The sequence below is a fragment of the Pseudomonas sp. RC10-4-2 genome (genome assembly GCF_050433085.1).
GTDB classification, from domain to species: domain Bacteria; phylum Pseudomonadota; class Gammaproteobacteria; order Pseudomonadales; family Pseudomonadaceae; genus Pseudomonas; species Pseudomonas aeruginosa.
In genome coordinates this window covers 1083395-1097914 of the sequence record NZ_JBNPXX010000002.1, presented here as the reverse complement: position 1 = coordinate 1097914, position 14520 = coordinate 1083395, and the positions used below count along the sequence as shown (strand labels likewise).

General features: G+C 63.3%; 18 protein-coding genes. 11 read left to right on the top strand and 7 right to left on the bottom strand.

Features of this window, described 5'->3' with window-relative positions:
• Positions 1 to 18 precede the first annotated feature (18 nt).
• Genes arsC through FHW81_RS13010 form a run of 3 tightly spaced genes read left to right on the top strand, consistent with a single transcriptional unit; the run spans position 19 to position 1386 of the window.
• Positions 19 to 372: an arsenate reductase (glutaredoxin) gene (gene arsC, locus FHW81_RS13020; protein ID WP_003112580.1), complete on the top strand. Its 354-nt coding sequence runs from the start codon at positions 19 to 21 to the stop codon at positions 370 to 372.
• Positions 369 to 965: an NAD(P)H:quinone oxidoreductase gene (gene wrbA, locus FHW81_RS13015; protein WP_003102394.1), complete on the top strand. Its 597-nt coding sequence runs from the start codon at positions 369 to 371 to the stop codon at positions 963 to 965. The genes arsC and wrbA overlap by 4 nt, the downstream gene beginning before the upstream one ends.
• Before the next feature lies 1 nt (position 966).
• A complete protein-coding gene (locus FHW81_RS13010) occupies positions 967 to 1386 on the top strand; it encodes a DUF2069 domain-containing protein (RefSeq protein WP_003102396.1) in 420 nt (139 codons plus the stop codon).
• Positions 1387 to 1562: 176 nt separating this feature from the next.
• Here FHW81_RS13010 and hda read toward each other — a convergent pair whose 3' ends face one another.
• Positions 1563 to 2267 carry a DnaA regulatory inactivator Hda gene (gene hda / locus FHW81_RS13005; RefSeq protein WP_003102398.1) on the bottom strand — a complete coding sequence of 235 codons (705 nt, stop codon included), beginning with the start codon at positions 2265 to 2267 and terminating at the stop codon, positions 1563 to 1565.
• Positions 2268 to 2468: 201 nt separating this feature from the next.
• Positions 2469 to 3506 carry a DUF2066 domain-containing protein gene (locus FHW81_RS13000; protein WP_003112582.1) on the bottom strand — a complete coding sequence of 346 codons (1038 nt, stop codon included), beginning with the start codon at positions 3504 to 3506 and terminating at the stop codon, positions 2469 to 2471.
• Positions 3507 to 3719: 213 nt separating this feature from the next.
• Between FHW81_RS13000 and purM the strand changes: the two genes are divergently transcribed.
• From purM to FHW81_RS12985, 3 genes are read left to right on the top strand one after another with little or no spacing between them, the layout of a single operon-like run.
• Positions 3720 to 4781, top strand: coding sequence for a phosphoribosylformylglycinamidine cyclo-ligase (gene purM / locus FHW81_RS12995; RefSeq protein ID WP_003112583.1), 1062 nt, complete (start codon positions 3720 to 3722; stop codon positions 4779 to 4781).
• The gene (purN, locus tag FHW81_RS12990; RefSeq protein WP_003112584.1) at positions 4781 to 5449 is read left to right on the top strand and encodes a phosphoribosylglycinamide formyltransferase; all 669 of its coding nucleotides are present in this window, start codon (positions 4781 to 4783) and stop codon (positions 5447 to 5449) included. The genes purM and purN overlap by 1 nt, the downstream gene beginning before the upstream one ends.
• On the top strand, positions 5442 to 6158 hold the full coding sequence (locus FHW81_RS12985) for a DUF3108 domain-containing protein (protein ID WP_003086061.1): 717 nt from the start codon (positions 5442 to 5444) through the stop codon (positions 6156 to 6158). Before purN ends, FHW81_RS12985 begins: the two co-directional genes overlap by 8 nt.
• Before the next feature lie 53 nt (positions 6159 to 6211).
• Here the strand turns inward: FHW81_RS12985 and FHW81_RS12980 are convergent, their stop codons facing one another.
• Entirely contained in the window at positions 6212 to 6772 is a 561-nt protein-coding gene (locus FHW81_RS12980; protein WP_121412809.1) for a MarR family winged helix-turn-helix transcriptional regulator, read from the bottom strand.
• 115 nt (positions 6773 to 6887) lie between these two features.
• Here FHW81_RS12980 and FHW81_RS12975 point away from each other — a divergent pair, with 115 nt between their 5' ends.
• From FHW81_RS12975 to FHW81_RS12960, 4 genes are all read left to right on the top strand, one after another.
• A complete protein-coding gene (locus tag FHW81_RS12975; protein ID WP_121412808.1) occupies positions 6888 to 7121 on the top strand; it encodes a glutaredoxin family protein in 234 nt (77 codons plus the stop codon).
• Positions 7122 to 7132: 11 nt separating this feature from the next.
• Complete coding sequence (locus tag FHW81_RS12970; protein WP_003086057.1) at positions 7133 to 7387, top strand: DUF2024 family protein; 255 nt, start codon at positions 7133 to 7135, stop codon at positions 7385 to 7387.
• A 5-nt stretch (positions 7388 to 7392) separates the two neighbouring features.
• Positions 7393 to 7719 (top strand): Rho-binding antiterminator, encoded by a 327-nt coding sequence (locus tag FHW81_RS12965; protein WP_003086055.1) that lies wholly within the window; start codon positions 7393 to 7395, stop codon positions 7717 to 7719.
• A 93-nt stretch (positions 7720 to 7812) separates the two neighbouring features.
• Positions 7813 to 8004 (top strand): hypothetical protein, encoded by a 192-nt coding sequence (locus FHW81_RS12960; protein WP_003454532.1) that lies wholly within the window; start codon positions 7813 to 7815, stop codon positions 8002 to 8004.
• Positions 8005 to 8044: 40 nt separating this feature from the next.
• Here the strand turns inward: FHW81_RS12960 and FHW81_RS12955 are convergent, their stop codons facing one another.
• Positions 8045 to 9373, bottom strand: a complete 1329-nt coding sequence (locus FHW81_RS12955; protein WP_029610445.1) for a Wzz/FepE/Etk N-terminal domain-containing protein — start codon at positions 9371 to 9373, stop codon at positions 8045 to 8047.
• A gap of 187 nt (positions 9374 to 9560) precedes the next feature.
• Positions 9561 to 10100 (bottom strand): DUF2058 domain-containing protein, encoded by a 540-nt coding sequence (locus FHW81_RS12950; protein WP_004364066.1) that lies wholly within the window; start codon positions 10098 to 10100, stop codon positions 9561 to 9563.
• 232 nt (positions 10101 to 10332) lie between these two features.
• On the opposite strand from FHW81_RS12950, the gene lpxO2 reads away from it, so the two are divergent.
• On the top strand, positions 10333 to 11271 hold the full coding sequence (lpxO2, locus tag FHW81_RS12945; RefSeq protein ID WP_003086047.1) for a lipid A hydroxylase LpxO2: 939 nt from the start codon (positions 10333 to 10335) through the stop codon (positions 11269 to 11271).
• A gap of 42 nt (positions 11272 to 11313) precedes the next feature.
• Here lpxO2 and mazG read toward each other — a convergent pair whose 3' ends face one another.
• Positions 11314 to 12144 (bottom strand): nucleoside triphosphate pyrophosphohydrolase, encoded by an 831-nt coding sequence (gene mazG, locus FHW81_RS12940; RefSeq protein ID WP_003163153.1) that lies wholly within the window; start codon positions 12142 to 12144, stop codon positions 11314 to 11316.
• A gap of 104 nt (positions 12145 to 12248) precedes the next feature.
• Positions 12249 to 14492: a GTP diphosphokinase gene (gene relA, locus FHW81_RS12935; RefSeq protein WP_003086042.1), complete on the bottom strand. Its 2244-nt coding sequence runs from the start codon at positions 14490 to 14492 to the stop codon at positions 12249 to 12251.
• Between the last annotated feature and the right edge of the window lie 28 nt (positions 14493 to 14520).

Genomic DNA, 14520 nt, shown 5'->3' with positions numbered 1-14520 from the left:
GGCCATGCGACCCCTGACATGAGCGAACTGATCCTGTTGCACAATCCGCGCTGCTCGAAATCCCGCGCAGCGCTCGAACTGCTCGAAGCCCGCGGCCTGCAACCGCAGGTGGTGCGCTATCTGGAAACCCCGCCGAGCGCCGCCGAGCTGAAAGCGATCCTGGCCAAGCTCGGCATTCCCGCCCGCCAGTTGCTGCGGACCGGGGAGGACGAATACAAGGCCCTCGGCCTGGATGAGCCCAGTCTTGGCGAAGAGGCCATCATCGAGGCAATGGCCAGGCATCCGAAGCTGATCGAGCGCCCGGTGCTGGTCGCGGGTGACAAGGCGGTGGTTGGCCGGCCTCCGGAAAGAGTCCTGGAGATCCTCGCTTGAGCAGTCCCTACATCCTGGTGCTGTACTACAGTCGCCATGGCGCTACCGCGGAAATGGCCCGGCAGATCGCCCGTGGCGTCGAACAGGGCGGCTTCGAGGCGCGCGTACGCACGGTTCCCGCGGTATCCACCGAATGCGAAGCGGTCGCCCCGGACATCCCCGCGGAGGGGGCGCTGTACGCAACCCTGGAGGACCTGAAGAACTGTGCGGGCCTGGCCCTCGGCAGCCCGACCCGCTTCGGTAACATGGCTTCCCCGCTGAAATACTTCCTCGACGGTACCAGTAGCCTGTGGCTGACCGGCGGCCTGGTCGGCAAGCCGGCAGCGGTCTTCACCTCCACCGCCAGCCTGCACGGCGGCCAGGAGACCACTCAGTTATCGATGCTGTTGCCGTTGCTGCACCACGGCATGCTGGTCCTGGGCATTCCCTACAGCGAACCCGCCCTGCTGGAAACCCGCGGCGGCGGCACGCCTTACGGCGCCAGCCACTTCGCCGGCGCCGATGGCAAGCGCAGCCTCGATGAGCACGAACTGACCCTGTGTCGCGCGCTGGGCAAACGCCTGGCGGAAACCGCCGGCAAGCTGGGGAGTTGAAATGGCCCGCAAGAACAAACCGCTGCCCGAAGTAGTGTGGCTGCAGCCGCGCCTGGCGCTCAGCCGCGCCATCAGCCTGGGAAGCTTCGTCGGCCTGGTCCTGCTCATCCTCATTCGCGACCTGATCTACGCGGACGCCCATGGTGCGGCGAGCTGGGTGCCCTGGCTGGTCCTCGCCTTCAAGCTGCTGCCGCTGCTGGTGGTGGCCCCCGGACTGCTCATGGGCAGCGCGCGCGGGCATGCCTGGGCCTGCTACGTGGTCAACCTGTATTTCATCCTCGGCGTACTCGCCGCCTTCGATCCCACGCAGCGCCTGTTCGGCTGGGCCGAAGTGCTACTCAGCGTGACCTTGTTCTGCGCCGCGCTGCTCTATACGCGCTGGCGATTCCAGTACGACCGACGGGTCGCCGGGGAACGCTGATGGTAAGGCAGGAGCCCCCTCCTGCCCTGCCGACCGCCGGGAAGCCTGCGGACAGCGCTCCAGTATTGCCGGCGCATGGATGGAGAGACGGATAGAAGGCGGTCACTTCCTGCCGCAAGCGAAACCCAAGGACTGCGGCACGGCCATGCGGGAGTTCGCCGACGGACTGTCGACGCTTACCAGCCGAGGGTTTCCTTGAGGAAAGGAATGGTCAGCTTGCGCTGAGCCTGGAGCGAAGCGCGATCCAGTTGCTCCAGCAGATCGAACAGAGAGTTCATGCTGCGCGAACCGCGGTTGAGGATGAAACGACCGACTTCATCGGTCAGATGCAGGCCACGACGGGATGCCCGCAGTTGCAGGGCACGAAGCTTGTCCTCGTCGGAAAGACCGTGCAACTGGAAGATCAGCGCCATGGTGAGGCGGGACTTCAGGTCCGGCAGCTTGACCTGCAGCTCCCGGGGCGACTTCGATGCCGCCAGCAGCAGGCGCCGACCGGTATCACGCAGTCGATTGAACAGGTGGAACAGCCCCTCTTCCCATTCTCGCTTGCCAACCAGCACATCCAGGTCGTCGATGCAGACCAGCTCGCACTGCTCGAGATCGTCGAAGATTTCCGGGCCGTACTGCACCAGATCGGCCATCGGCAGGTAGATGGTTCGCTCTTCGAACTGCTCGAAACGCAAGCAGGCCGCCTGCAACAGGTGGCTGCGGCCGACGCCGTCGTGTCCCCAGAGGTAGATGAGGCTTTCCGCCCAGCCAGCCTCGGCTTCGCACAAACGCTCGACATATCCCAGTGCCGCGGCATTGGCACCGGGATAGTAGTTGGCGAAGGTGGCGTCGTCGCGCAGACGCACACTGAGGGGAAGCTGAATAGGTTTCATGCCAGGCTGGGCGGACAATCCGAAAACGCCGCAGGAGTCACCGTAAAGGCTGCAAAGTTTATACGCCTCGGCAAGGCCGCACAATGAGCAACTAGGCAAGCAAAATCAAAGGTTTGCCGATAGCCGAGGCTCCTTGCCCAGAGCATCGGCCGGTCGCGCGCCGGCCCGCTCCGTTGCATAGAAGCGGATCGGCGCGCCGACTCACTGCCAGCGGAAATTCAGTTGGGTCGACGACGGCACCGCCGCGCTGGGCGCTGCGGGCTGGCCGGAGGCATCCAGCGGTACGCTGTCGGCCGGGATTTCCTGCAACTGCGCCAGGCCCAGCTGGGCACGCAATTGCTCGGGACTGGCCTTCACGGAATAGTCGAGGCGATCGCCCCGCACGCCTACCAGACGCGCGCCGAACGGATCGAGCAGGCGTTGCAACTCGGCATAGCGTGCCAGTGTCGCGCCCTGGACCTGGAGGGTCAGGCCGGTCGCCGCTTCCGGCGTGGCAACGAAACGAGTGGACAGGCGGTTGCCGACAGCCAGCATCACGCTGTCTGCCAACGCGTCGGGCGTAGCGCCTTCAGCCTGGCCTTGCTCTCGCGAATCGCCCATCCACAGCCGCCATTGCGCCTGCCATTTGCCGTCCGCCTCCTTGGCGTCCACTGCCAGCAAGGCATCGGCGGCATAACGCTCAGAGGCTGCGCGCAGGGCATCGGGTTGGGCGGCGGTGAGGTTTTCCGGGGTACCGACGATCTGTTCGTCGAGATCCGCCAGAGGCAGGCGCAACGGCAAGCCGCGGTTCTGCGCCGCACGCTTGAGCGGTTCGGCCGAGGCCTGGTTGTCACCGACCAGGGAGCTGCCATCGGCGCTTTCGTTCAGCCACCAGGCCAGCACCGCCGGCCGGTTGGCGCCCCAGCTCGGCAGGCCGGCGGCCCGCAGCGCATTACCGGTGGCGGTCGGATCGAAATCGACCACCAGCGCCAGCGGCGGACCATTTTCGAAGGCGTACTGGCTGATCAGTTGCTGCGGATCCTTCAGGTACCCCGCCAATGCCGGGTTCTGCGGCGCCTGCGGATTGCCGGTCAGGCGCACCAGCAGGGTCTGCAGGGCTCGCACCAGTCCGGCATCGCGCTCCCCGGGCTGCTGCGACGAAACCGGCTCGTGGACCTGGTAGAGATTGGGGACCGTTGCCGCGAAGACGGGCAAGCCTAGCAGGGAAAAACAGAGAACGAAGAGTCGGGCTATGCGCATGGAGGGCTCTCGACGAACGGATGGGAACGGCGGCGACGAGCTGTGAAGGCCGCGCAAGTGGACCTATACCTTAAACAGCAGTCCGTCCAGCGGCAACCGAGATGGCCGCTGCGTGGCAAGCCTGATAAAATCGCGCGCCTTCAAAACCGGCAAACAGCGTTGCACGCCTGGGCGGCCGGCCGATCTCCGAATTACCCCTATAGGCCTGGATTTATGAGCAGCAAGCAACCCTCGTTGAGCTACAAGGACGCTGGTGTGGACATCGACGCCGGCGAAGCCCTGGTGGAACGCATCAAAGGCGTGGCCAAGCGCACCGCACGCCCGGAAGTGATGGGCGGCCTCGGCGGCTTCGGCGCCCTCTGCGAAATCCCGGCCGGCTACAAGCAGCCGGTGCTGGTATCCGGCACCGACGGGGTGGGCACCAAGCTGCGCCTGGCGCTCAACCTGAACAAGCACGACAGCATCGGCCAGGACCTGGTGGCGATGTGCGTCAACGACCTGGTGGTCTGCGGCGCCGAGCCGCTGTTCTTTCTCGACTACTACGCCACCGGCAAGCTCAACGTCGACGTCGCCGCCACCGTAGTCACCGGCATCGGTGCCGGTTGCGAACTGGCGGGCTGTTCCCTGGTCGGCGGCGAGACCGCCGAAATGCCCGGCATGTACGAAGGCGAAGACTATGACCTGGCCGGCTTCTGCGTCGGCGTCGTGGAAAAGGCCGAGATCATCGACGGCTCCAGGGTCCAGGCCGGCGACGCGCTTATCGCCCTGCCCTCCTCCGGCCCGCACTCCAACGGCTACTCCCTGATCCGCAAGATCATCGAGGTTTCCGGCGCCGACATCGCGCAGGTCCAACTCGACGGCAAGCCGCTGGCCGACCTGCTGATGGCGCCGACCCGCATCTACGTCAAGCCGCTGCTGCAACTGATCAAGCAGACCGGCGCGGTCAAGGCCATGGCTCACATTACCGGCGGCGGCCTGCTGGACAACATCCCGCGCGTCCTGCCGGACAACGCCCAGGCCGTGATCGATGTCGCCAGCTGGAACCGTCCGGCGGTATTCGACTGGCTGCAGGAACAGGGCAACGTCGACGAGACCGAGATGCATCGCGTACTCAACTGCGGCGTCGGCATGGTCATCTGCGTGGCCCAGAGCGACGCCGAGAAAGCCCTGGAAGTCCTGCGTGCCGCCGGCGAGCAACCCTGGCAGATCGGTCGCATCGAAACCTGCGGCGCGGACGCCGAGCGCGTGGTCCTGAACAATCTGAAAAACCACTGATGCCGAAACTCTGCAATGTCGTGGTGCTGATTTCCGGCTCCGGCAGCAACCTGCAGGCGCTGATCGACAGCCTCCGGGACGGCGCCACGCCGGCCCGGATCCGCGCGGTGATCTCCAACCGCGCGGACGCCTATGGCCTGGAACGCGCACGCCAGGCCGGCATCCAGACCGAGGTGCTCGATCACAAGGCCTATGCCGATCGCGAAAGCTTCGACGAGGCCCTGGCACAACGGATCGATGCCCATGAACCGCACCTGGTGATCCTTGCCGGGTTCATGCGCATCCTCAGCGCCGATTTCGTTCGCCATTACCAGGGGCGTCTGCTGAATATCCATCCCTCGTTGCTGCCGCGCCACAAAGGGCTGCATACCCATCAACGCGCCCTCGAAGCCGGCGACCGCGAACACGGTTGCAGCGTGCACTTCGTGACGGAGGAACTCGATGGGGGGCCACTGGTCGTACAGGCAGTAATCCCGGTAGAGTCGCAAGATACGCCGGAACGCCTGGCCAGACGGGTTCACGAGGAAGAACACCGGATCTACCCGCTGGCCATGCGCTGGTTCGCCGAGGGCCGCTTGCGCCTGGGCGAACAGGGCGCCCTGCTGGATGGCCAGGCCCTGCCTGCCACCGGCCATCAGATTCGCACCAAGGAGATTCGCAATGCGTAAAGCCATGCTGTTCCTGCTGACGCTGCTGACCCTGCCGGCCTATGCTTTCGAGCTGAAGCCGTTCACCGCCAGCTATACCGCCGACTGGAAACAGATGCCCATCAGCGGCAACGCCTCCCGCAGCCTGAAGGCTCTCGGCGACGGCCGCTGGCAACTGGACTTCGAGGCCTCCATGCTGCTGGCCAGTCTCAACGAAGTCAGCACCTTCAAGGTCGAGAACGACACCTTCCTGCCGCAGACCTACCGCTTCGCCCGCCAGGGTCTGGGCAAAGGCAAGCAGATCGAACTGGACTTCGACTGGTCGCAGAAGCAGGTGCTCGGCAGCGACCGCGGCGATGCGGTGCGGCAACCCCTGAATCGCGGTCAACTGGACAAGTCCACCTATCAACTGGTCCTGCAGCATGACGTTGCCGACGGCAAGAAGAGCATGAGCTACCAGATCATCGAGGGCGAGGATGTCGATACCTACGACTTCCGGGTTCTCGGCGAGGAAAAGGTACGCACCCAGGCTGGCCTGATCAACGCGATCAAGGTCGAGCGCGTGCGTGATCCGGGCAAGAGCAACCGCAAGACCATCCTCTGGTTCGCCAAGGACTGGGACTACCTGCTGGTCCGCCTGTACCAGATGGAAACCGACGGCAAGGAATACCAGATCATGCTCAAGGAAGGCACCATCGACGGCAAGACCGTCACTGGCGAAAAGAGCTGATCCCCCCTCCCACGAAAAGCCGGGCCATTGCCCGGTTTTTTATTGCCCGCGGATCAGCCGCAGGCCTGGTGCTCGCGGCAGATCAGTTCGGCATCGGCATCGCTCAACGGCTCCCCGGTTAGACCGCAGAAGGGCGAACCCGCACGCCGTTGATGGAACCGGCAGGACCGACAAAGGCCGAAACCAGGCACATCCTCCTGACGCTGGATGACGACCAGAAGATCACGCAACAAGCCTTGCAAGTGTTCGCCCTTCTCGCCCAGTGCCGTGACGGCCTGCTCGAGGAACTGCGGCGGAATCACCGCCTCGATCAGCGCGCGCCCCGCATCGGTCAGCCGCAGATGAACGCTGCGCCGATCCCGCGCATCCGGCAGCTTGCTGATCAGCCCCCGCCCTTCCAGCACCTTGAGCGATTGCGACACTGTGCCTTTGGTCAAGCCGAGGTATTCGGTCACGCCCAGCGGAGTATCCGAATAGCGATTACAACGCGCCAGGTAATGCAACGCGCTCAACTGCACCGGCTGCAGCTCAGCCACCATCGGCTGCTCGCGGGACCAGGCACGCATCAGGCTGGTCAGCCTTTCCAGATAATCGTAAAGGGCGATGGCGGACATGGGATACCTCCTTGCCAATATAGTATCGACTAAAAACATGTTTGACAAAGAGGTCGCGCCTTGTTTAGGCTGAAAACGTATCGTATCGATACTAAATTCCTACAGGAGAATCAGCATGACCAAAGCCATCTACTACCACGCCGCCTGCGCAATCTGTGTCGAAGCCGAACGTTCCTTGCTGCCATTGCTCGATCGCAAGCAGGTGGACATCGAAGTGGTCCATCTCGCCGAACAATCGGCACGCATCGCCGAGGCGGAAAAGGCCGGGGTCAAGTCGGTTCCTGCCCTGGTTGTCGACGGACAGGTACTGCACCTTAACTTCGGTGCGGCGCTCAGCGATCTGAAATAAGGAGAACGGCCATGGAGGTGAAGATCTTCGACACCCATGTGCGAACCCGCGACGGCCGCTACCTGCACTTCGATGTCCTGGTCACGGAGGAACTGGGGGCTCGCGCCGGCGAGTTCGCTCGACGCTGGCTCGCCGGAAGAGGCATAGACGAGGCCGATATCAGCCAGGGGCATTGCAGCTACTGCCATAGCGAGATTGCGACAGCAGAGGTTGCCGAAGCCATTCGGCTCCATGGCCATTACATCCTTCCCCTGGAAGGCTGTTGAGGCCAATGGACAGCTACCACCCGATCGCCTGCGATCTCCATGACTACCTGGAGATCGCCTGCCTCTACCGCTACCGGTTGCTCCTCGAACTCGAGGACGGTGTTCGCTTCGAAGCCGAGGCGCGCACGACGCATACCCGGGCCGTTCGGCCAGGCGGCGGCAAGGAGGAATACCTTGAGGTGGCCGTCGAAGGAGCGACTCTGCTGCTGCGCCTGGATCGCCTGTTGGCGATTACCGCCCTCACGGAAGCGGCCTTGTTCGGCCGCATACGCCTGAGGGAAGAGGCCTGTTCCAGAGCATCCGGCATGCCACCTTCACACCTTGGAAACTGAAAAGGTTTTTCTCAATTCCAGGGCTATTTGATTAGCCTGCTATTGAAATAGGCTGGATTTGCCTTGATGCAGATCAACCCTGGAGCAGAAAAGATGAGTGTGACAGTGACCGAGCGTGACGATGACCACAAATCCCGCGAGCTGCGTGCGCTTGGCCGCCGCTGCTGGGACGTGCATCAGCAGGGACTGCTGGTTGGCGTCTTCCATAACGAGGATGACGCCCACGCCTATCGGATCAAGCTGGAGAAAGAAGAAGAACTGCGACAGATAGGTAAATCGGCCTGAACCATGCGCCCCCGCGTACTTCGGGGGCGCACCTTTGGTCTCAGGTCCCCGAAAGGCTCCGGTCGAGACTGACGACTCCCGGCGGCAGGCTATCTTCCTGTACCCGTTGCCGAGGGGCACGCAACATTGCCCGAACCAGAGCCACCAGCACGCCGAACACCAACCCGCCCAGGAGACCCAAGGCCACCACCAAGGCCTTGCGCGGCTTGATCGGTTTCAGAGGGGTCGAAGCCTTCTGGTCGATCCGCACCAGTTCGATCTTCAGCTCGCTCGCCTTCAGAGTCTTGAGGCGCGCCTGCTCTCCACGCAGCTTGTCGATGTTTTCGAAGAAACGCTCCTCGCCCTTTCGAGCCTGCAGGTATTGCACTTCACGGTTGTTCTCCAGCTGCTTCAGCTCCTGCTGGATCTTCGCCACGCGGGGCTCGGTGAAGTCATCGCCCTTGCGTTTGAGCAAGGTATCGCGCTCGGCGGTCAAGGCATCGACACCCATGAAATACAGGGGTATCTGCTGGTTATTCACCTCGGTGCGGAAAACGCTGCGCGAGCCATCCTGCCCGACCTCTCCCAGTGCGCCCGGGGTCGTCGGCTTGACTATCCCCAGCCGGGTGGCGATCTGGATAGCCTCGTTGAGCTGCTGGATACGCGAATCGCGCACCATCTTCAGCCGCCCGCGCAACGCCTTGAGCTCATCCTCCAGGCCGGCCCGCCGGATGCTGTCCGCTTCCAGCAACCGGGCGATCTTGCCCTCCTTGGTAGCCTGGTAACTGGCACGCTTGCCTTCGATATCCTGCTCGAGGAATTGCAGGCGACCGTCGATACGTGCCTGGAGGTCGTCCAGGATTCGCTGGCGCTCGTTCTCGATGGTCGACGCGAGCATGCCGTTGAGAATGGCGGCACCATCCATGCCTTGGGGATACTGCATGGACAAGCGGAAGAAAGGCGCCGCCTGGGGGTCCTTCTTCAAGTCCGCCTGCTGCATGCTGAAGGCATCCTGGTTGAACTTCCAGAAAGCCTGCTCGGGGGACAGGCCCTCGGCGTTCAATTGCTGGAATAGCTCTGGATGGGCTTCGAAATACTCCACCCTGCCGGAGTAGGCTGCCAGCTCGTTGCCGACGCGATCCAGCGCTTCCCGCGGAGTCAGGGCATACAGCCCCTTGACATTGACAGCCTCCAGGGCCTTGGTCTGGATCGGCCGCAACAGGACATCCACCTGGTAGGTCGGAACGGCCAACAGCGCATAGGCGAGCGCAGCGGCGGTCGCCAAGGCCGCGATCAGCGCTATCAGCCATTTCGACGCCCACAATTGCTGGAACAGCTGAACGAGATCAATCTCCGAGGGCGAAGCCCCCGGAAGCTGTGAGGAAGGCATACCAACGTCCTTTTCGATAGGCGGCTAGCCCACAGATGCACGCAAAGGCAACCGTAGGAGATTTCTGAGGAAAAGCATTATGCTATCGAAACGAAATCATCGGTAGTTATTTTAGAACTGCTTCGCATTCCAGAATTGGTAGTTGACCGGCATCCGTACCGGTCAAGCGACACTCCGGATGCGGACCTCACCACATGAGATCGTCGGGCACCACATAGTCCTTGTAGGGATCGTCTTCGTCCGGCTCCTGGCTCTGTATGTTGAGCAGCACCACCCGCCGCGGATCGCGCTCCTGGATCTTCACCGCCGCATCCCGGGGCACGATCTCGTAGCGTCCGTCATAGCTGACGATAGCCAGGCTGCCTCGGCTCAGCTTGTCGCGGATCAGGTCGTTGACCGCGATCCGCTTGACCTTCTTGGCGTCGACGAAATTGTAGTAGTCGTCGCTTTCCAGCTTGGGCAGGCGCGTCCCTTCGATAAGTTGCTTGATCTGCGCGGCCTTGGCCTTCTTCTCGGCTTTTTCCTGCTGCTGGCGGTTCAATTCCTGGTCGCGCGCCAGCTTTTCCGCCTTGGCCTGCTCCGCCGCCTGGCGCTGGGAGTCGTCCTTGTCGACCTGGTTCTTGTGCTCCAGACGCTGCTGTTTCTGTTTCTGCTTGGTGGCCTGCTTGGCCTGTTTCTCATTGACCAGCCCGGCTTTCAGCAACTGGTCACGCAATGACATGCTCATTCGTCAACGACTCGCTCGCGTGGCACGCCCGGTGGGGTGCGGCATAATCTTCCAGCCGACTGGGGTTCAGCCGGCCCTCGCAGGGGGTATAATCCTCCAGCCTCAGCCGCCTCAACGCAAGTCTCGGCGGCTCGCAAACTGCCACGCATGCCCTGGAGACCCCTCCCTACCGTCCCGAGCACCCGCAGGCACTCCTCCCGGCCCCTGATATCGAAGGCATGGAAAGCAAGGCATGAGCGTTTCTCTCCTGGTAAAAGTCACTCTGGTGGGCCTGTTCGTCGCCAGCGTCCTGTTCGTCCATTTCCGTGGGCGCGCGCGCTTGCCCTTCCTGCGCCAACTGGTCAACCACTCCGCCTGGTTCGCCCCCTACAACTCGCTGATGTACCTGTTCTCCAGCGTTCCCTCGAAGCCCTATCTGGATCGCAGCCGTTTTCCGGAGCTGGACGAACTGAAGAACAATTGGCAAACCATCCGCGAAGAAGCCCTCAACCTGTTCGACGAGGGTTATATCCGGGCTGCCCTGAACAATAACGAAGCCGGCTTCGGCTCGTTCTTCAAGAAAGGCTGGAAGCGCTTCTACCTGACCTGGTACGACGGCCCGCTGCCCTCCGCCCAGCAGCTCTGCCCGAAGACCGTAGAGCTGGTGAGCCGCATCCCCAACGTCAAGGGCGCGATGTTCACCCTGCTTCCCGGCGGCAGCCACCTGAATCCGCACCGCGACCCCTTCGGCGGCTCGCTGCGCTATCACCTCGGCCTGTCCACGCCGAATTCGGACAACTGCCGCATCTACGTCGACGGCCAGCCCTACGCGTGGCGTGATGGCGAAGACGTGATGTTCGACGAAACCTTCGTCCACTGGGTGAAGAACGAGACCGAGCAGACCCGGGTGATTCTCTTCTGCGATATCGAGCGGCCGCTCCGCTCCCGCCTGCTGACCCGCCTCAATCGCTGGATCAGCGGCATTCTCGGGCGTGCGACCGCACCGCAGAACGTCGAAGGCGAACGCGTCGGCAGCATCAACCAGGCCTACTCGGTCGCCATTCGCGGCGGCAATGCCATCGGCGCCCAGGTGAAGCGCTTCAAACGCGCCTACCCGAAGGCCTACCGAATCCTCCGCCCGGTGCTGGCGGTGATCCTGCTGGTCATCCTCTATCGTTGGATCTTCGGCTGATTCAGATGCCGTGGCAGCCCGGCTGCCACGGTAATTTTCCCATTAACAGCCGGGCGCGCTCCTCTCCGCTTTCTTAGCCTCGCCCCAGAGGCTGTCCAGTTCCTCCAGCGAACACTCTTCGGCTTTCCGGCCGGCTTCGCGCAGGTTCCGCTCGATGAACCGGAATCGCCGCTCGAACTTGCCGTTGGCCTGGCGCAGAGCAGCCTCCGGATCGACCTTGAGATGCCGGGCCAGGTTGACCACGACGAACAGCAGGTCGCCAACCTCCTCGCTCACGGCACCCTCGTCACCCTCTGCCATCGCCTCGAGGACTTCGTCCAGCTCCTCGCGAACCTTGTCCACCACCGGCAGCGCTTCCGGCCAGTCGAAGCCGACCTGCGCCGCGCGCTTCTGCAACTTCGCCGCCCGTGACAACGCCGGCAGGGCGACAGGAACGTCATCCAGCAGCGACAACTGCTGCGGCTCCTTGGCCTTGGCGGCACGCTCCTCGGCCTTCAGTTCTTCCCAGCGCTGCTTGACCGCCGCTTCGGCGAGCTTCGCCGCATCGGGCTTGCCATAGAGATCGCCATCGAGGAATACGTGGGGATGCCGACGGATCAGCTTGCGGGTGATGCCGTCCACCACCTCGTCGAAAGCGAAGCGATCCTCTTCGCGAGCCAACTGGCTGTAATAGACCACCTGGAACAGCAGGTCGCCCAGTTCCTCGCGCAATTGCGGGAAGTCCCCCTGCTCTATGGCGTCCGCTACTTCGTAGGCTTCTTCCAGGGTGTGCGGGACGATGGTCGCGTAGCTCTGCTGGAGATCCCAGGGGCAGCCGAATTCGGGATCGCGCAGGCGCGCCATGAGGTGGAGCAGGTCGTCGAGTCGGTACATGGGTATCTCGGGTCTTCAGTGAACGGTCCGGGCATTCTGCCCTTTCCGGAAACGAAAAGGCCACGGGCAGCCTGCGAGCGCCCGTTGCCTGTTTCCGCCTCGCCTCAAGGCGTACGGTTGCGCCGCGCCTCGATGATGTTGGGCAGTTGCGAAACGCGCGCCAGCAGGCGTCCAAGAGCGTCCAGACCGGGAATCTCGATGGTCAGTTGCATGGTCGCGGTGTTGTCTTCCTTGTTCGAACGGGTATTCACCGCCAGAACGTTGATCCGCTCATTGAGCAGCACCTGGGACACGTCGCGCAACAGGCCGGAACGATCATAGGCACGGATCGCGATATCCACCGGATAGGTGCGAACCGGCTCCGGCCCCCAGCTGACCTGGATCATCCGCTCCGGTTCGCGTCCCGCCAGTTGCAGCGCGGTGGCGCAATCCTGGCGGTGGATGGTGACCCCACGGCCCAGCGTGATGTAGCCGACGATGGGATCTCCCGGCAGCGGCTGGCAGCAGCCGGCCATCTGCGTCAGGAGATTGCCGACACCCTGGATCTGCACGTCGCCGCGCTTGCCGTGGCCGATCTTGCTCGGCTTGCGCGGGATCAGTTCGAGTTGCTCGCTGTCGCGGTCCGGCTCGACCAGTTGCTGGGCATAGTTGACCAGGTGCGCCAAGCGCAGGTCGCCGGCGCCGAGAGCGGCGAACATATCCTCGGCGGTACGCACGTTGGCCTTCTCCGCCAGCCGGTCGAAATCCACCGGCGGCAGCGCCAGGCGCGACAGCTCGCGTTCGATCAGGGCCTTGCCGGCAGCGACGTTCTGGTCCCGCGCCTGCAGCTTGAACCAGTGGACGATCTTCGCCCGCGCCCGGGAGGTGGTGACGTAGCCCAGGTTGCTGTTCAGCCAGTCGCGGCTCGGACCGCTGTGCTTGCCGGTGATGATCTCGACCTGCTCGCCGGTCTGCAGGCTGTAGTTCAGCGGCACGATGCGTCCGTTGATCTTCGCCCCGCGGCAGTTGTGCCCGACTTCAGTGTGGACCCGATAGGCGAAATCCAGCGGGGTCGCGCCCTTGGGCAGGTCGATGGCATGGCCGTCGGGAGTGAAGACGTAGACCCTGTCCGGCTCGATATCGACCCGCAGTTGCTCCGCCAGGCCACCGATGTCGCCCAGTTCCTCGTGCCATTCGAGCACCTGGCGCAGCCAGGAGATCTTTTCCTCGTAATGGTTGGAGCTGGCCTTGACGTCGGTCCCCTTGTAGCGCCAGTGCGCGCAGACTCCGAGCTCCGCCTCTTCGTGCATGGAGTGGGTACGGATCTGTACTTCCAGCACCTTCCCCTCGGGGCCAATCACTGCGGTATGCAGCGAGCGATAGCCGTTTTCCTTGGGGTTGGCGATGTAGTCGTCGAACTCCTTGGGAATGTGCCGCCAGAGGGTATGCACGATGCCCAGCGCGGTGTAGCAGTCGCGCATCTCCGGAACGAGCACGCGCACGGCGCGAACGTCGTAGATCTGGCTGAAGTCCAGGCCCTTGCGCTGCATCTTGCGCCAGATCGAATAGATGTGTTTCGCCCGTCCGCTGAGATCGGCCTGTACGCCGGTGGCCGCGAGAGCTTCCTTCAACTGGCTCATCACGTTGGCGATGTACTGCTCGCGATCCAGCCGGCGCTCGTGCAGCAGCTTGGCGATCTGCTTGTACTGGTCGGGCTCGAGGTAACGGAAGGACAGGTCCTCCAGCTCCCACTTGATATGCCCGATGCCCAGGCGGTGGGCCAGCGGCGCGTAGATATCGAAGACTTCCCGGGCGACGCGGTGGCGCTTTTCCTCGTCGGCGTTCTTCACCGCGCGAATGGCGCAGGTGCGCTCGGCCAGCTTGATCAGGGCGACGCGAACGTCGTCGACCATCGCCACCAGCATCTTGCGCAGGTTCTCCACCTGCGCCTGGGTACCCAGCACCATGGAATGGCGCGGATTGAGGCTGGCGCTGATCGCGGCCATGCGCAGCACGCCCTCGATCAGCTTGGCCACCACCGGCCCGAAATGCTTGTTGACCGCTTCCAGGGTGATCTTGCCTTCCCGCACGCCTCGATAGATGACCGCGGCGACCAGGGACTCCTGATCCAGCTTGAGGTCCGCGAGGATCTCGGCGATTTCCAGTCCGGTCTGGAAGCTGGACGTGCCTTCCGCCCAGGAGTTCTGTGCGGCGATCGCTCGCTGCTCGGATTCGCGAGCGAACTCGCAAGCCTCCAGCAAGCCCTGACGATCGAGCCCGGGGACGAGGTTCTGGACGTGGTCCAGCCAGGCCTCGAGGTTGATACTGCCGTCGGTGTTGACCGGCTGGTGCGCTCTCACCTGTACCATCTTGCCTACCCTTTACCACGGTGCGCGT

Excerpts from the sequence above, each read along its gene's own strand:
- arsC (WP_003112580.1), top strand. The coding sequence starts at position 19 with ATGAGCGAACTGATCCTGTTGCACAATCCGCGCTGCTCGAAATCCCGC.
- FHW81_RS13010 (WP_003102396.1), top strand. The coding sequence starts at position 967 with ATGGCCCGCAAGAACAAACCGCTGCCCGAAGTAGTGTGGCTGCAGCCG.
- hda (WP_003102398.1), bottom strand. The coding sequence starts at position 2,267 with ATGAAACCTATTCAGCTTCCCCTCAGTGTGCGTCTGCGCGACGACGCC.
- FHW81_RS13000 (WP_003112582.1), bottom strand. The coding sequence starts at position 3,506 with ATGCGCATAGCCCGACTCTTCGTTCTCTGTTTTTCCCTGCTAGGCTTG.
- purM (WP_003112583.1), top strand. The coding sequence starts at position 3,720 with ATGAGCAGCAAGCAACCCTCGTTGAGCTACAAGGACGCTGGTGTGGAC.
- purN (WP_003112584.1), top strand. The coding sequence starts at position 4,781 with ATGCCGAAACTCTGCAATGTCGTGGTGCTGATTTCCGGCTCCGGCAGC.
- FHW81_RS12985 (WP_003086061.1), top strand. The coding sequence starts at position 5,442 with ATGCGTAAAGCCATGCTGTTCCTGCTGACGCTGCTGACCCTGCCGGCC.
- FHW81_RS12980 (WP_121412809.1), bottom strand. The coding sequence starts at position 6,772 with ATGTCCGCCATCGCCCTTTACGATTATCTGGAAAGGCTGACCAGCCTG.
- FHW81_RS12975 (WP_121412808.1), top strand. The coding sequence starts at position 6,888 with ATGACCAAAGCCATCTACTACCACGCCGCCTGCGCAATCTGTGTCGAA.
- FHW81_RS12970 (WP_003086057.1), top strand. The coding sequence starts at position 7,133 with ATGGAGGTGAAGATCTTCGACACCCATGTGCGAACCCGCGACGGCCGC.
- FHW81_RS12965 (WP_003086055.1), top strand. The coding sequence starts at position 7,393 with ATGGACAGCTACCACCCGATCGCCTGCGATCTCCATGACTACCTGGAG.
- FHW81_RS12960 (WP_003454532.1), top strand. The coding sequence starts at position 7,813 with ATGAGTGTGACAGTGACCGAGCGTGACGATGACCACAAATCCCGCGAG.
- FHW81_RS12955 (WP_029610445.1), bottom strand. The coding sequence starts at position 9,373 with ATGCCTTCCTCACAGCTTCCGGGGGCTTCGCCCTCGGAGATTGATCTC.
- FHW81_RS12950 (WP_004364066.1), bottom strand. The coding sequence starts at position 10,100 with ATGAGCATGTCATTGCGTGACCAGTTGCTGAAAGCCGGGCTGGTCAAT.
- lpxO2 (WP_003086047.1), top strand. The coding sequence starts at position 10,333 with ATGAGCGTTTCTCTCCTGGTAAAAGTCACTCTGGTGGGCCTGTTCGTC.
- mazG (WP_003163153.1), bottom strand. The coding sequence starts at position 12,144 with ATGTACCGACTCGACGACCTGCTCCACCTCATGGCGCGCCTGCGCGAT.
- relA (WP_003086042.1), bottom strand. The coding sequence starts at position 14,492 with ATGGTACAGGTGAGAGCGCACCAGCCGGTCAACACCGACGGCAGTATC.